16 protein-coding genes are annotated in these 18,852 nt (G+C 62.8%); 13 read left to right on the top strand and 3 right to left on the bottom strand.

The window, feature by feature from the left end:
* Positions 1–51: 51 nt before the first annotated feature.
* The 8 genes from DM374_RS24160 (at position 52) to DM374_RS24125 (ending at position 8,440) form a co-directional block, all read left to right on the top strand.
* Positions 52–402 (top strand): phage GP46 family protein, encoded by a 351-nt coding sequence (locus DM374_RS24160; protein ID WP_110972136.1) that lies wholly within the window; start codon positions 52–54, stop codon positions 400–402.
* Positions 402–1,472: a baseplate J/gp47 family protein gene (locus tag DM374_RS24155; RefSeq protein WP_110972135.1), complete on the top strand. Its 1,071-nt coding sequence runs from the start codon at positions 402–404 to the stop codon at positions 1,470–1,472. The genes DM374_RS24160 and DM374_RS24155 overlap by 1 nt, the downstream gene beginning before the upstream one ends.
* The gene (locus tag DM374_RS24150) at positions 1,469–2,044 is read left to right on the top strand and encodes a YmfQ family protein (protein WP_110972134.1); all 576 of its coding nucleotides are present in this window, start codon (positions 1,469–1,471) and stop codon (positions 2,042–2,044) included. The genes DM374_RS24155 and DM374_RS24150 overlap by 4 nt, the downstream gene beginning before the upstream one ends.
* Positions 2,044–3,711, top strand: coding sequence for a gp53-like domain-containing protein (locus DM374_RS33260; protein ID WP_157969742.1), 1,668 nt, complete (start codon positions 2,044–2,046; stop codon positions 3,709–3,711). The genes DM374_RS24150 and DM374_RS33260 overlap by 1 nt, the downstream gene beginning before the upstream one ends.
* Positions 3,712–3,713: 2 nt before the next feature.
* Positions 3,714–4,133 carry a tail fiber assembly protein gene (locus DM374_RS24140; protein ID WP_110972132.1) on the top strand — a complete coding sequence of 140 codons (420 nt, stop codon included), beginning with the start codon at positions 3,714–3,716 and terminating at the stop codon, positions 4,131–4,133.
* Between the two features lie 258 nt (positions 4,134–4,391).
* On the top strand, positions 4,392–4,901 hold the full coding sequence (locus DM374_RS24135; protein ID WP_095155341.1) for a sigma-70 family RNA polymerase sigma factor: 510 nt from the start codon (positions 4,392–4,394) through the stop codon (positions 4,899–4,901).
* Between the two features lie 3 nt (positions 4,902–4,904).
* Positions 4,905–5,846, top strand: a complete 942-nt coding sequence (locus tag DM374_RS24130; RefSeq protein WP_110972131.1) for a FecR domain-containing protein — start codon at positions 4,905–4,907, stop codon at positions 5,844–5,846.
* A gap of 116 nt (positions 5,847–5,962) precedes the next feature.
* Positions 5,963–8,440, top strand: a complete 2,478-nt coding sequence (locus DM374_RS24125) for a TonB-dependent siderophore receptor (RefSeq protein ID WP_225422575.1) — start codon at positions 5,963–5,965, stop codon at positions 8,438–8,440.
* Between the two features lie 108 nt (positions 8,441–8,548).
* On the opposite strand, the gene DM374_RS24120 is transcribed toward DM374_RS24125, so the two are convergent.
* The 3 genes from DM374_RS24120 to DM374_RS24110 are packed head-to-tail and all read right to left on the bottom strand — an operon-like array spanning position 8,549 to position 11,936.
* Positions 8,549–9,568, bottom strand: a complete 1,020-nt coding sequence (locus tag DM374_RS24120) for an AraC family transcriptional regulator (RefSeq protein ID WP_110972130.1) — start codon at positions 9,566–9,568, stop codon at positions 8,549–8,551.
* On the bottom strand, positions 9,565–10,485 hold the full coding sequence (locus tag DM374_RS24115; RefSeq protein WP_110972129.1) for a GGDEF domain-containing protein: 921 nt from the start codon (positions 10,483–10,485) through the stop codon (positions 9,565–9,567). Before DM374_RS24115 ends, DM374_RS24120 begins: the two co-directional genes overlap by 4 nt.
* A 53-nt stretch (positions 10,486–10,538) precedes the next feature.
* The gene (locus tag DM374_RS24110) at positions 10,539–11,936 is read right to left on the bottom strand and encodes a purple acid phosphatase family protein (protein ID WP_110972128.1); all 1,398 of its coding nucleotides are present in this window, start codon (positions 11,934–11,936) and stop codon (positions 10,539–10,541) included.
* 373 nt (positions 11,937–12,309) lie between these two features.
* Here DM374_RS24110 and DM374_RS24105 point away from each other — a divergent pair, with 373 nt between their 5' ends.
* From DM374_RS24105 to DM374_RS24085, 5 genes are all read left to right on the top strand, one after another.
* Entirely contained in the window at positions 12,310–14,796 is a 2,487-nt protein-coding gene (locus DM374_RS24105) for a TonB-dependent receptor (protein ID WP_225422574.1), read from the top strand.
* 61 nt (positions 14,797–14,857) lie between these two features.
* Complete coding sequence (locus DM374_RS24100; RefSeq protein WP_110972126.1) at positions 14,858–16,759, top strand: phytase; 1,902 nt, start codon at positions 14,858–14,860, stop codon at positions 16,757–16,759.
* A 78-nt stretch (positions 16,760–16,837) separates the two neighbouring features.
* Entirely contained in the window at positions 16,838–17,554 is a 717-nt protein-coding gene (tolQ, locus tag DM374_RS24095) for a protein TolQ (RefSeq protein ID WP_110972125.1), read from the top strand.
* A 13-nt stretch (positions 17,555–17,567) separates the two neighbouring features.
* A complete protein-coding gene (gene tolR, locus DM374_RS24090; RefSeq protein WP_110972124.1) occupies positions 17,568–18,011 on the top strand; it encodes a protein TolR in 444 nt (147 codons plus the stop codon).
* A 2-nt stretch (positions 18,012–18,013) separates the two neighbouring features.
* Positions 18,014–18,835 carry an energy transducer TonB gene (locus DM374_RS24085; RefSeq protein ID WP_110972123.1) on the top strand — a complete coding sequence of 274 codons (822 nt, stop codon included), beginning with the start codon at positions 18,014–18,016 and terminating at the stop codon, positions 18,833–18,835.
* The last annotated feature ends 17 nt before the right edge of the window (positions 18,836–18,852 follow it).

Raw genomic sequence — 18,852 nt, 5'->3', positions numbered from 1 at the left:
TACGTCGACGGGAAATACTCTTTCCTGTCGACGTAAGCCAAATTGCCGAGCATGGACACAGGCATAAACCCCGCAACTGGCGACTTAACCGGGCAGCGTATCAACACGCTGGCCAACGCCATTTATCTCCGATTGGTGACCCCACTGGGTAGCTACTGGGCTGACCCTTCGTTGGGCTCTCTGCTCTACACCTTGCGTCGAGAAAAAGACAAACCCCGCGTTGGACGGCTCGCCGAGCAGTACGCGCGGGATGCCCTCAAACCCCTGCTTGATGATGGCCGGGCCACTCAGATCGACGTCGGCACCGAACAGCGCCATGACGGTTGGTTGCGATTGTCAGTCGAGGCCATCCAGGCAGATGGACGTATTGAAACGTTCACGCATAACGTCAGGGTTATTTGATGCCATTCCACCCCCCGGCTTACGAAAGCATCCGCGACGGCATTTTGCGAGATATCCGCAGTCTTCTGCCGGACGCCGATATCGGTAGCGACTCCGATAACTTCATCCGCAGTGCCGCTGTGTCGGCGGCAATTGAGGGCCTCTACCAGCACCAGGCGTGGCTATATCGGCAGATATTCCCCGACACCGCCGATGAGGCGGAGCTGTTGCATCACGCCGGGACTCGCAACATACGCCAGCGCGCGGCCGTTGCAGCCACTGGCGTTGTGCAGATCACGGGCACCTCAGGAGTGCCCCTTATTGCCGGCAGCACTCTCAAACATGTTGCCAGTGGTGCACTGATGGTCGTCACCGAGGCAGCGACAATTGGCGAGGCAGGCACGGTTACAGTGTCAGCAATCGCACAGTCGGTCGGTGTTGGCATGAACGGCATGGCTGGGTCGGCCATGCTGACAAGCCCGCCGCTGGGCATTGATGCGATTGCGACCATTACCGAGGCATTTACTGGGGGTAGCAATATCGAGTCTCCGGCATCGGTGCTGGCTCGATTGCTTGACTTGCTGCGCACCCCTCCCGCAGGCGGTGCGGAGTACGACTACAAACGATGGGCGCTAGAAGTCGATGGCGTGGCTTCAGCGAAAGTCTTGGCTAAGCGCCGAGGGCCAAATACTGTAGATGTGGTTATTACTGGTGAAAGTGGTGCTCCCTCTGATGAGGTGATAGCTGCTTGTGAGGCGTATATCGGTTATATGCGTCCGGTTACGGCGGAGGTGTTTGTATATCCGCCGCTCATTCGAACCGTTACGGCGACAGCAAATGTTGAGCTGGCCAGCGGCTACAAGTTCGACGACGTTCAGAAAGCCGCTCAGGTTGCTTACAACGAAGAGTTGGGCGCGTTAGCACCGGATGAACTTCTGAGGCGCAACCGAATCGGCACAATTTTGGGCAACATTGCCGGCGTGACAGATTACGAGGTTCTGACACCTACGGAGAATGTGCCTGCGACAGATGTGGCCGGCGTTATTGGTTGGATCAGGCCCGGCACCATCACTCTGGGGCTGATGTCGTGAGCAGCCTGGCGACGCAATTACGCCTGTTGCTTCCACCAGAGGCTTATGACGGTGCCGCCCCGGTGCTATCTAGCTTGCTCGCTGCTGATGCCCGCGCGCTGGAGGGGGCTCAACTTAGCGGAGATCTGCTTTACAGCAGAGTCTGGCCCGAGTCGGCTGAGGCTTTAGCCGACTGGGAGCGTGTGCTGGGCCTTCCTGATCCGTGTGTTGTCAATGAGGGGCACACCGTAGGGCAGCGAATTGCCGCCGTAATTGCGAAGTTGCAGTCTCCGGGCGGACAGTCGCGTGGCTTCTTTATTCAGTTGGCTGCGAGCCTTGGTTACAACATCTCAATTACGGAGTTTCGACCTGCACGTGCGGGAGTCGCCGTGGCGGGTGATGCCGTGAACGGCGACAGTTGGACGTCGTCTTGGATGATCAACGCCGAGGCGGTCGGTGTGTTTGTTGCTAGGGCGGGAAGCGCCGCTGCCGGTGAGGCTTTAGCAGTTTGGGGTAACGAGCTTCTGGAGTGTCGGATGGAGTCTATGCGACCTGCCCATACCACCATTGTTTTTAGCTACGGAGCTAATTGATGCAGAAAATTGCCGATAGTACTAACACCGCAGATCCGGCTGGCGAGTTCACTGAAGGCCATTCGGCTGGTGGAGTTCCTGCAACTCACATTAAGGCTGCTTGGCTTAATTCAGTCCAGCGCGAACTTATTAATGTTATTGAGTTGGCAGGAATTCAGCCTGACGCAAAAGATGATACGCAACTTGGCGAGGCTGTCTCGAAACTTGTGGCGTCTTCTTCTGACTTTGAGAAGTTGAAGAATCGACCTACTACATTGTCTGGCTATGGGGTTACTGATGGCCTGCATGTCGGCAGTCCAAGTAATCAGCGGCCTGAGCTTTACGCTGATATAACCGGTGGGGATGCAAGTGAAGGCTCAGGCGGCGCCTTAGTCATTCGTGAGGTCCAGTTGGTAAGGGGGGCAAAGACAAATTACCCGTACGCTCCGCGTATATTATTTCATTGGGGTGGAGTTTCAGAGGGTTCGCTCGGCATGACTTCTGCGGGCAAACCAATGTGGAGCGGGACTGCAATCCTTCTTGAGGGCGGCTCAGAAATAACCAGCAAGGCGAACAAATCCAGTACGCTGGCAGGCTATGGGATTACTGATGCCCACACCAAAATTGAGGTGGCTGGTTTGCTGAGTAAGGTTGCATATAGCGCAGCGACACTGAGCGGCTATGGTATTTTGGATGCTTATACGAGAGCGGAAGTCGATAACTTACTAGTTGGGAAGTCCTCGAAGTCTACAACATTGGCCGGTTATGGTATTTCAAATGCGTACACTAAAGCGGAAGCCGATAGTTTACTAACCGGGAAAGCTTCAAAGTCCACAACATTGGCCGGTTATGGTATCGCAGACGCTTTGCGTGTTGGTGGGCCTAGTGATCAGCGTCCTGCTCTATATACGAATACGACAGGCGGTGAGTCTGGCTCGGGGACCGGCGGCGCACTAATGATCCGCGAAGTTCAGCTTGCCGGTGCTTCAGTTGTAGACTACTCATATGCTCCAAGGATTCTTTTCCATTGGAGCGGTGTTGCGGAGGGCGCGCTGGGTATGAATTCATCCGGCAAGCTTGCATGGAATGCGGCGGCAGTCCTTATTGCCGGTGGCCCGGAGATAAACGCAAAGGCCGATAAGTCCACAACGCTTTCCGGATACGGCATCACAGTTGCAAGTCAAAGCGAGGCTGAGCAGGGCACGGAAACGACAAAGCCGATGACAGCGCTTCGGGTATTTCAGGCAATAGCGGCAAAAATTGTGCAGGCAACAGCAAGTGTGGCCGGTATTGCTCGCGTCGCAACTCAGTCGGCGGTCGACTCGGCAGTAGAAGATAATACTTTCGTGACTCCGGCGACATTAGGGGTGCGACTGCGTGCCGGTTTTATCTGGTCAAGCAATTATGTTGTTTTTCCAAGCTGGCTTGGAAGTTTGATCTTCCAATGGGGAACGGTTGCAACTCCTAATCCTGATATGGCGCACGATGTGACTTTTCCAATCGCATTTCCGAATGCAGTAAAAACCTTGCAGGTTTCTTGGGGTTATGTAGGGGCTAGGACCGATAACAGCATTATTCCTCAGATTGGCGATCAGACGTTGGTCGGTTTTAAGGCGAATAGGCAAGACGCCTATACAGCAACGAGTTCTCCAAGTTCATACATTAACTTCTTCGCCATCGGAAACTAATCATGCTCTACAGCCCAAGCGCGCGTGGCTTTTATTTGACTAAGGTTCATACCGATATTCCGGTCGACGCTGTGGAAATCAGCCTGAAGCGGCACGCAGAACTTATAAAATCGATGTCCGAAGGCAAGCGGATTGTTCCTGGTCCTGATGGCCTCCCGGTGGCGGATGACTCAGCGCAATTGACTGAGGATCAAGCTGCCGCACGCGAACGGAGCTGGCGAGATGGCGCACTCATCGCTGTTACCTGGCTACGTGATCGACATCGTGATCAGCATGACTCGGGAGACAGCGCGACCCTGACTGAGGACCAGTTCAGGGAGTTGCTTGGGTATATGCGTTCGCTGCGGGACTGGCCTCAGTCTGATCAATTTCCTGATGAGGCTGGTAGGCCGCGAGCGCCCGCCTGGGTTTCTGGTGGCTAGACGGCAGGCCACACAGTGTTCATTGAGTGGCGTCGGTGCCAAACCCTGTGCGCCACGGTGCCAAACCCGGCGCTCGCTTACACCGGGCGCGGGATAAATTAGTAAATATGTGCTCTCAGGCCTTAAAAAAACTGGGGTAGCGCGTCGGGTGAGGCTGACCGGTCGGCGCAAGCGAGGAATGACACCAGGGTTGCCAAGGGTAATATCATTCCTGTTAAATGAGATTCATTACCACTTGTTACCGCCTGGTTTCCTGCCATGTCTTCCGTCGACCTCTCGCTGCAAAAAGCCGTGCACTCGCTGTACGAGGATCATCATTCTTGGCTCTGCGGCTGGCTGCGCAACCGGCTGGGCTGTGTCGACCACGCGGCGGACCTGGCCCAGGACACCTTCATGCGTGTGCTCACCTTGCGCAAGGCCGCCGACCTGCGCGAGCCGCGGGCGTACCTGAGCACGGTGGCGCGCAGCCTGATGATCGACATGTTCCGTCGTCGTGCGCTGGAGCAGGCGTACCTCGATGCCCTGGCGGCGCGCCCGGAGCCGGTGGATATCTCGCCGGAAACCCGCCTGCAGATCATCGAGACGCTGATGGACATCGACCGTCTGCTCGACGGTCTCGGTGCCCGCACCCGCGAAATATTCCTGATGGCCCAGCTCGACGGCCTGAGCTACGTCGAGATCGCCCGCCGCCAGGACCTCTCGGTGACCACGGTGAAGAAACACGCGGTGCGCGCCCTGACCCATTGCCTGCTGCTGGTGGAGGAGTAGGCCATGGCCGCCGTGCTGGAGCGCAACATCCTCGAAGCTGCCGCCCACTGGTATGTGGAATTGCGTTGCGAGCCGGACGCGGCGACCCGTGCCGCGCACCAGCACTGGCTGCTCAGCGACCCGCTGCATCAGCAGGCGTGGGAACGGCTGGGGCGTCTGCAAGGCAAGTTCGAGCAGGTTTCGCCGCAACTGGCCCGGACCACGCTGGCGGGCGCCAGGGCCAGGCGCCGTGAGGTGCTCAAGGTCCTGTCGATTCTGCTGGTCGCGGGCGGCGCGGGTAGCCTGGCCTGGCGCAGCACGCCGATGCAGACGTTGCTGGCCGACCAGCGCACCGGCACCGGCGAACGTCGTTCGCTGCGTCTGGACGACGGCAGCCAGTTGCAGCTCAACACCGCCAGCGCAGTGGATATCCGCTACAGCGCGCAGGTCCGTCAGGTGAACCTGCTGGACGGCGAAATTCTGGTCGAGACCGCGCGCGATGCGCTGTCGCGGCCGTTCATCGTACACACCGCGCAGGGCAGCGTGCGGGCGTTGGGCACGCGGTTCATTGTCCGCCGCGAGGGTGAGCGCACGCGGGTCTGTGTGCTGGAGCACGCGGTGGAAGTGCGTTGCGCCGATGCGCAGGTCGCGGTGCGGGTGGAGGCGGGTCAGCAACTCAGCTTCAGCGCCGCGCAAATAGGGGATCTGCAACCGGCTCCGTCCCAGGCCGACGCCTGGACCCGCGGCATGCTGGTTGCCAACGACTGGCGGTTGGGCGACTTCATCACCGAGTTGCAGCGCTATCGACCGGGGCATCTGGGTTGCACCGAGGCGATTGGCGACTTGCGTATTTCCGGGGCCTTCCACCTGGCGGATACCGATATCGTCCTTGATAACCTGACTACCACCTTGCCGGTGCGTATCCGCCGTTTCAGCCGGTTCTGGACCCGGGTCGAGGCGGCCTGAATTTTCTTTCAAAAAAATTGCGATCAGGGGTTATCGATTCTCATCCAGCTTCGACTTGTAGGTAGAGGCGCCACAGAGACGCCGTTCATCACTGCCACAGGGCGAAAGGAAACCGCATGTCCCGTTCCACTGACCGCATGTCCGCTGTACCGAAAACTTCCGCGCTGAGCCGAGCCATTCATGGCGCGCTGCTGGGCGCCGCATTGGCGACGCCAGCCGTGATGCTGGTGGGCGCTGCGCCGGCCATGGCTGAAAGCCGCGCCGAAGCCGCCTTCGATATTCCGGCCGGGCAGCTGGACGCCGCGCTGACTCAATTTGCCGCCACCGCTGGCGTCACCGTGTCCTTCGACCCGGCCCACGCCCGCGGGCTGAAATCGCCGGGCCTGCGCGGTCGCTACGGCGTCGACGCCGGTCTGCGCCAGTTGCTGGCGGGCAGTCGCCTGCAAGTGGTGCGTCAGGCCAACGGCAGCTACTCACTGTTGCCAGCGGTCAGCGACGGTTCCCTGCAACTGGACAGCACCAGTATCAACAGTACCGCGGTCGAATCGGCCTGGGGCCCGGTGGACGGCTATGTCGCCACCCGTAGCGCCACCGCCACCAAGACCGACACGCCGATCCTGGAAATCCCCCAGGCGATCAACGTGGTCACCGCCGAGCAGGTGCAGAACCAGGGCGCACGCAACCTGACCCAGGCCCTGCGCTACACCCCGGGCCTGAGCACCGGCGGCTTCACTGACCGCAACTCGATTGCTGATGAAATCACCAGCCGTGGCTTCGCGCCGACCCCACTGTACTTCGACGGCGCCTATGTGCCGTATGCCGGCAGCCTGGGTGGCGCGCCGCAGATCGATCCGTACACCCTGGAGCGCATTGAAGTGCTCAAGGGCCCATCCTCGGTGCTGTTCGGCCAGAACCAGCCGGGTGGCCTGATCAACCTGGTGTCCAAGCGCCCGACCCGCGAAGCGCGCAATCAGATCAAGCTCGGTGCTGGCAGCTACAACCGGGTCAACGGTGCCTTCGACAGCAGCGGTCCGCTGGACGAGCAGGGCGCCTTCAGCTATCGGCTGATCGGGGTCAGCAGCAAAGGCAACGATCAGGTTGACCACACTCACAGTGAACGCCTGCTGCTGGCGCCGAGTCTGACCTGGACGCCGAATGACAGCACCTCGCTGACGCTGCTGGCGCAGATCCAGCGCGATGACGGCCTGACCGACTACCAGTCGCTGCCGCGTATCGGCTCCCTTGATCGCGGCCCGAATGGCGAGCGCATCGACCGCAATTTCTTCTCTGGCGACTCGCACTACAACGACTACAAGCGCAACCAGTACATCGCCGGCTATGACTTCAGCCACGCCTTCAGCGACGACCTGAGCTTTCGTTCCACCGCCCGCTATACCGACGTGCGCGACCGCTACAAGGGCTTCTACCTGCGCAGTTTCGTCACTGACGCCAACAACGTGACCGACTACACCCAGGCCAACCGGGTCAAGCTCGACTGGCGCCAGCACAACATCGCCTACACGGTCGATAACAACCTGGAGTACAAATTCGCCACCGGTGCCTTGCAGCACACGACCCTGACCGGCGTCGACTACCGTCACTTCACCCGTGAGTACGATGGCTACAACGCCTACAACGTGTTGCCGGTGAACCTCTACGGCAAGAACAACTTCGACAGCTCCAGCGTCACTCCGGTGCTCGACACCAAATGGGACAACACCGTGCGCCAGACTGGCCTGTACTTCCAGGACCAGATCCGCCTCGACCAGTGGATCCTGACTGTGGGCGGTCGCCAGGACTGGGCCGAGATCGACAACAAGGACCTGCTGGCCCACTCCATCGCCTCGCAGCGTGACAACAAATTCACCGGGCGTGTCGGCCTGACCTACGTCACCGAGTTCGGCCTGGCGCCTTATGTCAGCTACTCGCAATCCTTCCTGCCGACCATCGGCACCGCCGCGCCAGAGCGTGGTGGCAAAGCCTTCGAACCGACTGAGGGCGAGCAGTACGAAGTAGGGCTGAAATACCAGCCGCTGGAGAAGACCCTGATCACCGCGTCGGTGTTCCAGGTCAAGCAGAAGAACGTGCTCACCGGCGACACCGAGTACCCGCAGTACCAGGCGCAGAGTGGCGAGGTGCGTTCACGCGGGGTAGAGCTGGAAGTGAAATCCAGCATCGAGAATATCGACCTGCTGGCGGCGGCGACCTACATCGACTCGTTCTACACCAAGAGCACCTACGGTGATCAAGGCAACCGCAACGAGTCCCAGGCACCGGTATCGGCGAGCCTGTGGGCGGATTACCACTTCACCGGCGTCGGCGTCGACGGCCTGACCGTGGGTGCGGGTGCGCGCTACACCGGGCGCAAGCCGGGCGATTCGGCGAACTCCTTCGACGTCCCGGCCTATGTGGTATACGACGCCACCGTGCGCTACGACCTGAGCCGCTTCGACCCGAGCCTGCGCGGTTTGCAGGCCAGCTTGAACGTGCAGAACCTGTTTGACCGGGAGTATGTGTCGGACTGCAACTACGCGTTCGGCTGCTACTACGGGCAGGAGCGGGTGGCTTCGGTGCAGATGACGTATGACTGGTGATTGAGGGGTAAGGGGCATCGCGAGCAAGCTCGCGCCTACAGTTTTTCGGTGCCATGGGTCTTTAAATGGAACTGTAGGAGCGAGCTTGCTCGCGATAAGACACCTCGGCTACCCAAACCACCGCGCCAACCCACTCGGCGTCAATCCCGTCCAGCGCTTGAACGAGCGGCGGAAATTGGTGGTGTCGCTGAACCTCAGGTAGTTGCACACCTCTTCGTTGGTGTAGCCCTTCATCTGGTACAGGTACAGCGCCACATGCCGGCGCACCAGGTCCAGTTGCTGCTGGAAGTGGGTGCCGTGCTTGTGCAGTTTGCGCTTCAGAGTGGTCGGGCTCATGCCAAACGCAGCCGCTACGCGATCAAGGTTGATCGGTTCATGAATGTGGCTGTGCAGGTGATCGTACAGGCGGTCGAGAAAGCTCGCGCCGCCCTCCAGCGCAGCCAGTTGTTCCAGGCAGGCTTGACGCGCCACCAACCCCGGGGTGGTGGCGACGTCGGGCAGTGGCCGATGCAGGTATTCGCGCGGCAGTGACAGCAACGTCAGTTGCGCATCGAAACGCACCTCTTCCCCCAGGTACACCCAGTACTGCTCGATATGTCGCGGTTCGCTCCAGGCGCACTGGATGCGCCACGGCAGGTGCTCGCCGGTCAGCCGCCGACTCATCGCCAGCACCGCGCTCAGGCAGGCTTCGCCGAGAAACTGCCCTTGGTTGCCGGCACCGCAACCGTCCTGCCAGTACAGGTGCAGGTAGTGTTCTTCCAGCAATAGCCGTGGCGTCAGCAACGGACTGAGCAGGCTGTGGAATTCGCAGAGGTTTTCCAGCGCCTGGTACAGGTTGCCGGCGTGCAACAAGGTCTGGCTGGCTTCGCCGTAATGCCCGGGAAGCAGGCGCTGGCCGAACAGGAAGGCGCTGTCGTCGGCATCCAGCAGGCGCCGGGCGTTGTCGATCAGGGTCAGGAATTGCTCCTGGCTGAACTTCGCCCGGCCCTGGCTGATGTCCTCGTAGAACACTTCGCAACCGCGCAGCAGGCGGTGGCTGTCGATGCCCCGGGATAGCGCCAGGTCGATCAGCGCCGCAGGCTGGAAGTGCCCGATGATAAAGCGCTGGTCACGCTCGTAGCCGGTCATGCCGCCCCCTTGCGCGGCGTCTGCCGCTTGGCTTTGGCAATGCCCAGGTTGACCCGTTTGAGCAGGCTTTCGACGTCGTCCTCATAGGCCATCGCCACCGCCACGCTGGCGCGCAGGTGCAGGCGCTCGCCGTGGCGGCGGGTCTTGTGCGCCAGGCTTGCCACCGCCTGTTGCAGCTCATCGGCCAGCCAGCGCGCCTGGGTTTCACCGGTGTTGGGCATGACCACCACGAAACGGTCGCCAGCCAGGCGGCACAGCACGTCCTGCTGGCGCAGGTTGAGCAGCAGCAGTTGCGCCAGCACTTGCAGCAGGTGATCACCCTCTGCCTCGCCGTGGAGCAGATTCACTGCGCTGAAATCGTCGATATCCAGCACCACCAGCGACAACGGTTGTTGCTCGTGGCTGGCCTGTTCCAGTGCCCTTTGCACGTGCTGGCGCAGATATTGGGCGCCGCCCAGCGGGGTGAGTTTGTCGAACAGCAGGTGCTCGCGAAACAGCCCCTCGCGCTTGCGCATCTGCGCGTTGATCGCCTGTTGTTCCTGGTGCAGGTGATAGATGCCGAAGGTCACCAGCACCAGGCCCACGGGCATCGGCGCGGTTTCCAGCCAGTTGTCCCAGACCGCGCCGGGCGCCAGGCGGATGAATTCGTCGAGCACGTCCATCCACCAGGAAAAACATACGCAAGCCATGCCCACGGCGAGCATGCGGGTGACCCGCCCGGCGGGGCGGCTGCGCATCAGCATCACCAGCCAGATCAGCCAGATCAGCCCCGAGCCGCCTTCGCCGATCACGTCCATCCAGTTGATCTGCTCCCACGGTTTTACCTCGCCGAAGGCCAGGTAAAGCTGCAGGCCGAGGTTGGCCGCGACGGCGAGGCCGACGAAGGTGAGGGTGTGCAGTTTCAGCAGTGATTTCATGAACGTCTCCGGGCCGGGCCCGCCCAGCGTGCCCGACCGATATCACAACGCTGTTACAGACTCTTGTCCCGCGACTTGCACGGCAATTGGTCCGGGCCTTGTGCGCCGTTGCAGAAGCGCTCCGCTGGCAGTTGTTTGGCCGGCTCGCTCAGGCGGTTGCGGCCCTGCTTGTCGCGGGTCAGGTCGAAGGCGTCATACAGCCGCCCGCTGGCGGTGAAGCTGCGCACTTCCAGGCGCGAGGCGCCGACTTCGACGGTCTGGTAGAGCTGGGTTTCCTCGGCGCTGCGGTCCGGCTGTTTACGCGCGCGGTCGTTGACGCCGTACATCTTCGAGCCGGCCACCGAGACCATGTACACCGGTCCCTGCACCTTGCCGGCGGCCTGCGCCTGTTTTGCCGCAGCGCGACCGTTTTCGTTGCTCAGGCGGCTGTAGCAGTGGTCGTGACCTTGCAGCACCAAGTCCACCGAATAGCGTTCGAACAGGGGTTTCCATGCGGCTTTCAGCGGTTCGGTATCTTGCGGCCGGGCGCAGGTGAAGATCGGCTGATGGGTCACCACCACCTTCCAGCGCGCCTTGCTTTCCTTGAGGCGTTGTTCCAGCCACTGGCTCTGCTGGTCGAGGGTGTTCAGGTCGAGGGCGGCGGTGCCGTCGAGGACGATAAAGCGCACACCCTGGTAGTCGGTGACGTAGGTGGTGCTCTTCAGCCCGCTGACGCCGTTGTCCGGCACGGCGAACTGTTTTGCCCAGTGCGGACCGAGGGTGCGGCTTTCGCTGCCGTCGGGGTTGAGGCTGTCGAGGTATTCGTGGTTACCGGCGGCGACCACTTGCGGCACGCCGGCGTAGTGGAAGCCGCCGGCCTGGTTCCATTCGCCCCATTCGTCGTCATGCACCAGGTCGTCACGCTGGGAGGTGAGGTCGCCGGCATGCACCACCAGCGCCGGGCTGGCAGTGGCGTGCAGGGCCTGACGGATGCTGCGCGAGGCGATGGAGAGGATGTCGTTCTGGGTGTCGCCGAGGTAGATGAAGCGGAACGGCTTGAAGCCTTCGGCCGCGGTGCGGAACTGCAGCCACTCGCTCCAGCCCTCGGCGCCCTTGACCCGGTAGACGTAGGCGCTGTCCGGTTGCAGGTCGCTCAGGCGAATCTGGTGATAGAGCGCCGCGCCGTTCTCGGTGTCCAGCGCCTGGCTGCTGCCTTCCAGCAGGCGCGCGCGTTTCTCCAGTTGCGGACCGTCCAGGGCCGGGGCCAGTTGCAGTTGGCTGGCGTCCTGGCGGGTGTTGGTGCGGAAGGTCACGGCCATTTCCCGCGCCGGGTTGGCGCCCGGGGTCAGCACGATGCGATCGGCCAGGCCGCTGGCGGCGTAGGGCGCGCCGGGGGAGTGGGGCAACGGCTCGGCAACGGCGTGGCCGAGGCAGGCGGCGAGGGCGAGGGCCAGCAGGCTCAAGCGGGACATGAAAGATCCTTGATTGATGGGTAGTGGCGGCCAAGGAAACAAAGGCGAATGACGGTTGGGTTACAGGGGAGGGGGTCTATTTGGGTGGTGGCAAATGTGAAAATTCTGTTGGTTTTTTGAGGGCCTCATCGCTGGCAAGCCAGCTCCCACAGGGTCTTGTGCACGCCCGGACCCTGTGGGAGCTGGCTTGCCAGCGATGAGGCCCCAAAGCCAAAGGAGGTCATTTCAGCCCAGATTTCCTTGAAAACCCGGTGAAAACGATCCGATTCAGCCCGCACAAAAATCCCTGTCACAGATCTGCCACACACCACCCCTAGCGTGCCCTGCAGTTTCCGCCCCGACGTGGCGGATGGACTTCAGGGGGAGCGTTATCGTGGTTACCGTCAAGCCCGCAGACAACCGTCGGCGATTCAAGATCAGCCTGTTGAGCCTGGCCATCGGCGCCAGCCTGCCGGCCTTCGCCGACGACAAGGTCGAGCACGTCAACGTGGTCGGTCAGGCCGCCAGCATGGACCAGGCGCTCAAGGAGCAAAAAGCCTCCGACACCGTGCGCAGCGTGGTCCACGCCGACGCCGTCGGCCAGTTGCCCGACGACAACGCCGCCGAAGCCTTGCAGCGCATTCCCGGCCTGTCAGTGGAGCGCGACCAGGGCGAAGGCCGCTTCGTCAGCGTGCGGGGCATCGGGCCCGACCTCAACAGCGTGACCATCAACGGCACCTTGCTGCCGGCTCCGGAAGGCGATCGCCGCGCCGTGGCGCTGGACGTCCTGCCCACCGAGCTGGTGCAGTCGCTGTCGGTGGTCAAGACCCTGACCCCGGACATGGACGCCAACTCGCTCGGCGGCACCATCGAAGTGGAAAGCCTCTCGGCCTACGACCATCCGGGGCTGTTCTACACCCTCAGCGGCGAAGCCAGCCACGACAAGAACACCAGCCAGGACAGCCCGAAATTCTCCGGCGCCTTCAGCAACAAATTCAGCCTTGGCGACGGCGTCGATAACTTCGGCGTGGCTGCAGCCTTCAGTTGGCAGCAGCGCGATTTCGGCTCGGACAACGTCGAAACCGGCGGCGCCTGGGATTTCGAAGACGGCCAACCGCGCCTGGAAGAAGCCGAGCAGCGTGACTACCGCATCCGCCGCGAGCGCACCGGTGCCGGGCTCAACTTCGATTACCGCCCGGACGATTTCTCCAGCTATTACCTGCGCACCCTCTACAGCCGCTTCAAGGACACCGAGACGCGCAACGCCGCCGGCATTGAGTTCGAAGACCCGCAACTGTCCGGCGAGCGCGGCGATGGCGAAGGCTGGCGTTCGCTGAAATCCCGCGAAGACACCCAGGAAATCCAGTCCTACGTGTTCGGCGGCGAACGCCTGATCGACGCCTGGACCCTCAGCGGCCAGGTCGGCTACAGCAAGTCCAGCGAGAACGATCCGGGCGGCATTGCCAACGCCAAGTTCGAGGGCGACTTCGCCGACGTCGGCTTCGACGGCACGCGCAAACCGCGCCTGAGCACCGGTTCGGCGTTCTACGACCCGCAGGCGTTCACCCTGGACAAGGTGGAGTGGGAAAAGGCCAACTCCAGCGACGAGGAAAAGAACATCCGCCTGGACCTCGCCCGCGACTACGAACTGAGCGGCAACAGCGCCCAGGTCAAGTTCGGCGCCAAGGCCAGCCGCCGCGACAAACGCAGCGACACCGACGTCTGGGTCTACGACGACTTCGACGACCTCAGCCTCGACGGCTTCCAGAGCGGCAAGGTCGATTACGCCCTCGGCAACTTCGGCAACGGCATCAGCGCGGGCGCGATCAAGGGCTTGATCGGTGGCCTCGACCGCAACGCCTTCTACGACGAAGAGGAATCGCGCATCAACGATTTCCAGATGAGCGAAGACATCAACGCCGCCTACCTGATGAACACCCTCGATGTGGACGCCTGGCGCTTCATTGCCGGGGTTCGCTACGAAGGCACCGAGTTCGAGGCCAAGGGCACCGGCCTGCGCGACGGCGAATACAGCCCGACGCAAAGCCGCAAGCGCTACGACCACTGGCTGCCGGGCCTGCACGCCCGCTACCAGTTCACCCCGCAGACCCAGTTGCGCGCGGCCTGGACCCACAGTGTGGTGCGCCCGACCTTCGGCCAGTTGGCGCCGGGCTTCATGATCGATGACAGCGAAGGCGAGGCGAGCTTCGGCAACCCGGACCTCAAGCCGCTGGAGTCGATGAACCTCGACCTCGGCATCGAGCATTACCTGGGCCGCGCCGGCGTGCTCTCGGCGTATGTGTTCTACAAAGACATCGACAACTTCGTCTACAGCACCGACCTTGCCGGCAGCGGCGAATGGGTCGACTTCGACGAAGCCAAGACCTTCGCCAACGGCCAGAGCGCAAAACTCTACGGCCTTGAGCTGGCCTACTCGCAGAAGTTCGACTGGCTGCCAGCGCCGTGGAACGGCCTGCTGCTGGGCAGCAACCTGACCCTGAGCAAGTCCCGCGCCGAGATTGAGGGCCAGGGCCTGACCCGGCGCATCGACCTGCCGAACCAGTCCAACACCGTCGGCAACCTGACCCTCGGCTGGGAAGACGAAAAACTCAGCCTGCGCCTCGCGGCCAACTACAAATCCAGCTTCCTGGCCGAAGTGGCTGCTGCGGATGACAAGGCCCACGACCTGTATGCCGATGACCAATTGTTCGTCGACTTCAAGGCCGGCTACTTCATCACCCCGGACCTGCAACTGACCTTCGAAGCGCAGAACATCACCGACGAGTCCTACTACACCTACACCGGACGCCGCTCGTTCAACTCCCAGTACGAAGAGTACGGCCCGACCTACAAGCTCGGCCTGACCCTGACCCACTTCTGACCGCTTCGCCCGCGCCCTTGCCCTGGCGGGCGAAGGCGCGGGCTGCCCATGAGAACCGCACATGTTCAACGCACGACCCTACACCCTGCTGAGTGGCCTGGTGCTCGCCATGGCCGTGGCTCAGGCCTCGGCGCAACCCGCGCTGACCTTCGGCGAGCGCCTGCCCGGCAGTCCGGAAAATGCCCGGCTGCTGGCCAACGATGGGTTCTGGCCCGGTGCCGACCGCCTTGTGGCCGGCAAGCACGGCCTGCAATTGCTCAAGGCCGACGGCCAGGTGCTGAGCCAACTGGAAGGCCGCTTCAAGGGACTTGATCAGCGTCTGGTCGACAACGGCCTGCTGGTCGCCAGCTTCGACAGCAAACGCCAGCAGGCGTTGCTGGTCCGGCTTCAACGCGACAAGGGCTGGAGCACGCCGCTGTACCTGCCCAAGCGCGATTTCGCCATCGAGGGGCTGTGTCTGTACCGCGACAGCGCGCGCAACAGCTTCGTCTTCCTCCTCGGTGCCGAGGGCGTCGGCGAGCAGTGGCTGGTGGCGAGTGATGACCAGCCGCTGGTGGCCGCGCAGCGCGTGCGTGGCCTGAGCCTGCCGCCGCTGAGCGAGTACTGCCAGAGCGACGACGCCAGCGACAGCCTCTACGTCAACGAAGAAAACCTCGGCCTGTGGCGCTATGGCGCCGCCGCCGAAGCGCCGTTGCAGCGCCGTCCGGTAGACCTGCGCGCGCCTTTCGGCGGGATCGGCAAACGCAGCGCCGGCATGGCCCTGGTGCCGGGCGGCCTGCTGGCGCTGGACCCGGTGAGCGCGACCCTGCACCTGTACCGCCAGACTGGCATCACCTGGCAGGCCGACGCGGTGCTGCCGCTGGCGGAACTGAAAGACCCCGAGCAACTGAGCGTGCGTCCTGACGCCAAGGGCCTGGAACTGCTGATCGTCGATGACGAAGGCCAACGCCGTGCGCGCCTTGACTGGACCCTGCCGGCTGTTACGTCCGCGCCGGCCATCCCGGTATTGCCGGCGCAGGTGCAGACCGAGCCGGTACCGAGCTTTGGCGACGCCGCCGACGATCCGGCGATCTGGGTCAACGCCGCCGATCCGGCGCGCAGCCGGGTGCTGGGCACCGACAAGAAGGGCGGGCTGCTGGTCTATGACCTGCAAGGCCGGCAATTGCAGGACCTGCGTATCGGTCGGGTAAACAACGTCGATGTGCGTAACGGCTTCCATCTGGGGGACCGCGAGGTCGATCTGGCGGTGGCCAGCAATCGCGACAACAACAGCCTGCACGTCTTCGCCATCGCGCCGAAGACCGGCGAGGTCAGCGTGCTCGGCGAGGTCGCCACGCCGCTCAAGGAAATCTACGGCCTGTGCATGTTCAAGGACAGCGGCGGCGCTCTGTACGCCATCGCCAACGACAAGGACGGCAGCTTCCTCCAGTACCGCCTGAGCGCCCCGGCGGGCGAGCTGCGCGGCGAACTGGTGCGCCGTTTTGCCACGGCTTCGCAACCGGAAGGCTGTGTCGCCGACGACCGTGGTCAGCGCCTGTTTATCGGCGAAGAAGACAAGGCAGTCTGGGCCCTGGACGCCCGCGCCGACGCGCCCGCCACGCTGGAGAAAGTGATTGGCGTTGGCGGCCCGATCAAGGCCGATATCGAAGGCCTGGGCTTCTATCAGGGCAAGCAGCGTGACTACCTGGTGATTTCCAGCCAGGGCAACGACCGCTATGTGGTGCTCGAAGCCAGTCCGCCGTACCGCCTGCGCGGGGCTTTCAGCATTGGCCTCAATGCCGGTCTCGGCATCGATGGCGCTTCACAGACCGACGGCCTTGATCTGACCTCGGCCAACCTCGGCGGCGCCTGGAGCCAGGGCCTGCTGGTGGTGCAGGACGGACGCAAGCGCATGCCCGAGGGGCGGCAGAACTTCAAGTACATCGGCTGGAGCCAGGTCGCCGAGGCCCTGAAGCTCGACTGAGCGACTGTCATCAGCCGGTAACGCGCCGGACATCAAATCGAGTGATCGCCCTGCCGACGCGGGGCCAAGGAGCAAGACATGCAAGTTGCAACCGAACACATGAGCATCTGGGGCCTGGTCAGCGACGCCAGCCTGGTGGTGCAGGCCGTGATGCTGTGCCTGGTGCTGGCCTCGTTGCTGAGCTGGTACCTGATCGTCCAGCGCGGGCTCAGCCTGCGCCGCAGCGAGCGGCAGTCCGACGCGTTTCTCCAGCGTTTCCGCGCCAGCGGCGACCTGGCCCTGCTGTACCGCGAAAGCCAGACCAAGGGCAGCGATGGCGAAGAGGAAACGCCTTTGCAGCGGATCTTCGTCGATGGCTACCAGGCCTTCTCGCAATTGCAGCGCCAGCCGCAGATCGCCAGCGACAGCGTGCTCGAAGGGGTTGAACGCAGCCTGTACGTGGCGCTTGCCGAGCAGGACGAGCGCCTCGACAAAGGCCTGGCGTTTCTCGCCACGGTCGGCTCGGTGAGCCCTTATATCGGCCTGTTCGGTACTGTGTGGGGAATCATGAATGCCTTTCTCGGCCTGTCCCAGGTGCAGCAGGCGACCCTCAACACCGTGGCGCCAGGCATTGCCGAGGCACTGATCGCTACCGCCATCGGCCTGTTCGCGGCGATTCCGGCGGTGATGGCCTACAACCGCTTCAGCGCACGCGGCCAGACCCTCAGCGCGCGTCAGTACAGCTTTGCCAACGAATTGCAGGCGCGCTTGCACAAACGCCTGCACTGCACTGCGAACATCGCCGCGGTGGCCTGAAAGGAGCGTACCCATGTTGGTCAAACCCCAGCGCAAACACGCCGCCAAGGCGGAAATGAACGTAGTGCCCTATATCGACGTGATGCTGGTTCTGCTGGTGATTTTCATGGTCACCGCGCCGATGCTGGTGCAGGGCGTCAAGCTCGACCTGCCCAAGGTCGCCGCCCAGGCGCTGCCGGCCGACAGCGAGCGGCAAGTGCTGACCCTTTCGGTGAAAAACGACGGCAGCTTCTACTGGAACATTGGCCCCGACCTGAAGATCGAGGGCCAGAGCGACAGCGCCGTGAGCCTTGAGGAAATGCGCGACAAGGTCGGCCAGATCATCGCCGTGCGCGGCGATACTCAGGTTTATGTGCGCGCCGACCATGGCGCCGACTATGGCCGGGTGGTGGCGGGCATTGCCGAATTGCAGCGCGGGGGTGTGACCAGCCTCGGGCTGATCACCGAGGAGCCTTGAGCATGAGCAGCCTGAGCCTTGCGCTGCCGGTCAGCGCGCCGTCTTTCAACCTGCCGCGCTGGCGCGGCCATGTCGGCGCCGCGGGCATTGCCGTTGCCCTGCATGCGGCGCTGGCAGTGGTCTTGCTGGGGCATGACTACACGCCGCGCTTGCCGACGCCAGTGGTTGCGGTGATCACCACCCAACTGGTCAGCCTGCCGCCGTCCGCGCCGGTTGAGCCGGTGACGCCAGCAGTGGCCGTGGCCGAGCCCGTCGCCGCGATCGAGCCGCCTCCGCCGCCGCAAGTGCTGACGCCGCCAGCGCCGGTGCCGCCCAGTGCGGCCGAACTGGCCTTCAAACGCGAGCAGCAGCGCGACGCCGAAGTGCGCCGCCAGGAACGCGCCGCCGAGCAGCAACGTCGTCGTGACGAAACCCGGCAACGTGAGGAACAGGCGCGAGTGCAACAGGAGCAAGCGGCGCGAGAAGCCGCCGAGGCGCGAGAGACCCAGCGCCTGGCCGCAGAACGGCGTGCCGCTGACGAACGCGCCCGCGCCGCGGCTACCAGTTCACAGTACCTGCCCATCAGCAAACAGGCCCCGGACTACCCGCAGCGGGCGCTGGACAAAGGCGTGCAGGGCGATTGCACGGTCAGCTACACCGTCGACACCCAGGGCCGGGTTCGCGATCCGCGCGTGCTGGAGGGTTGCCACCCGTGGTTCGCCCAGCCGTCGCTGCAGGCGGCGAGGACGTTCAAGTATCAGCCCCGGCTGGTCGATGGCCGGGCGGTGGAAGTGCCCGACGTGAAAAACACCTTTCACTACAGCATCGCGCAGGGCGTGAGGTAAGGGTTGCCAGGTTGCGA

Source organism: Pseudomonas huaxiensis (genome assembly GCF_003231275.1).
GTDB lineage: Bacteria > Pseudomonadota > Gammaproteobacteria > Pseudomonadales > Pseudomonadaceae > Aquipseudomonas > Aquipseudomonas huaxiensis.
The sequence above is the reverse complement of the archived record's forward strand: the minus strand, read 5'-3'. Positions and strand labels throughout refer to the sequence as shown.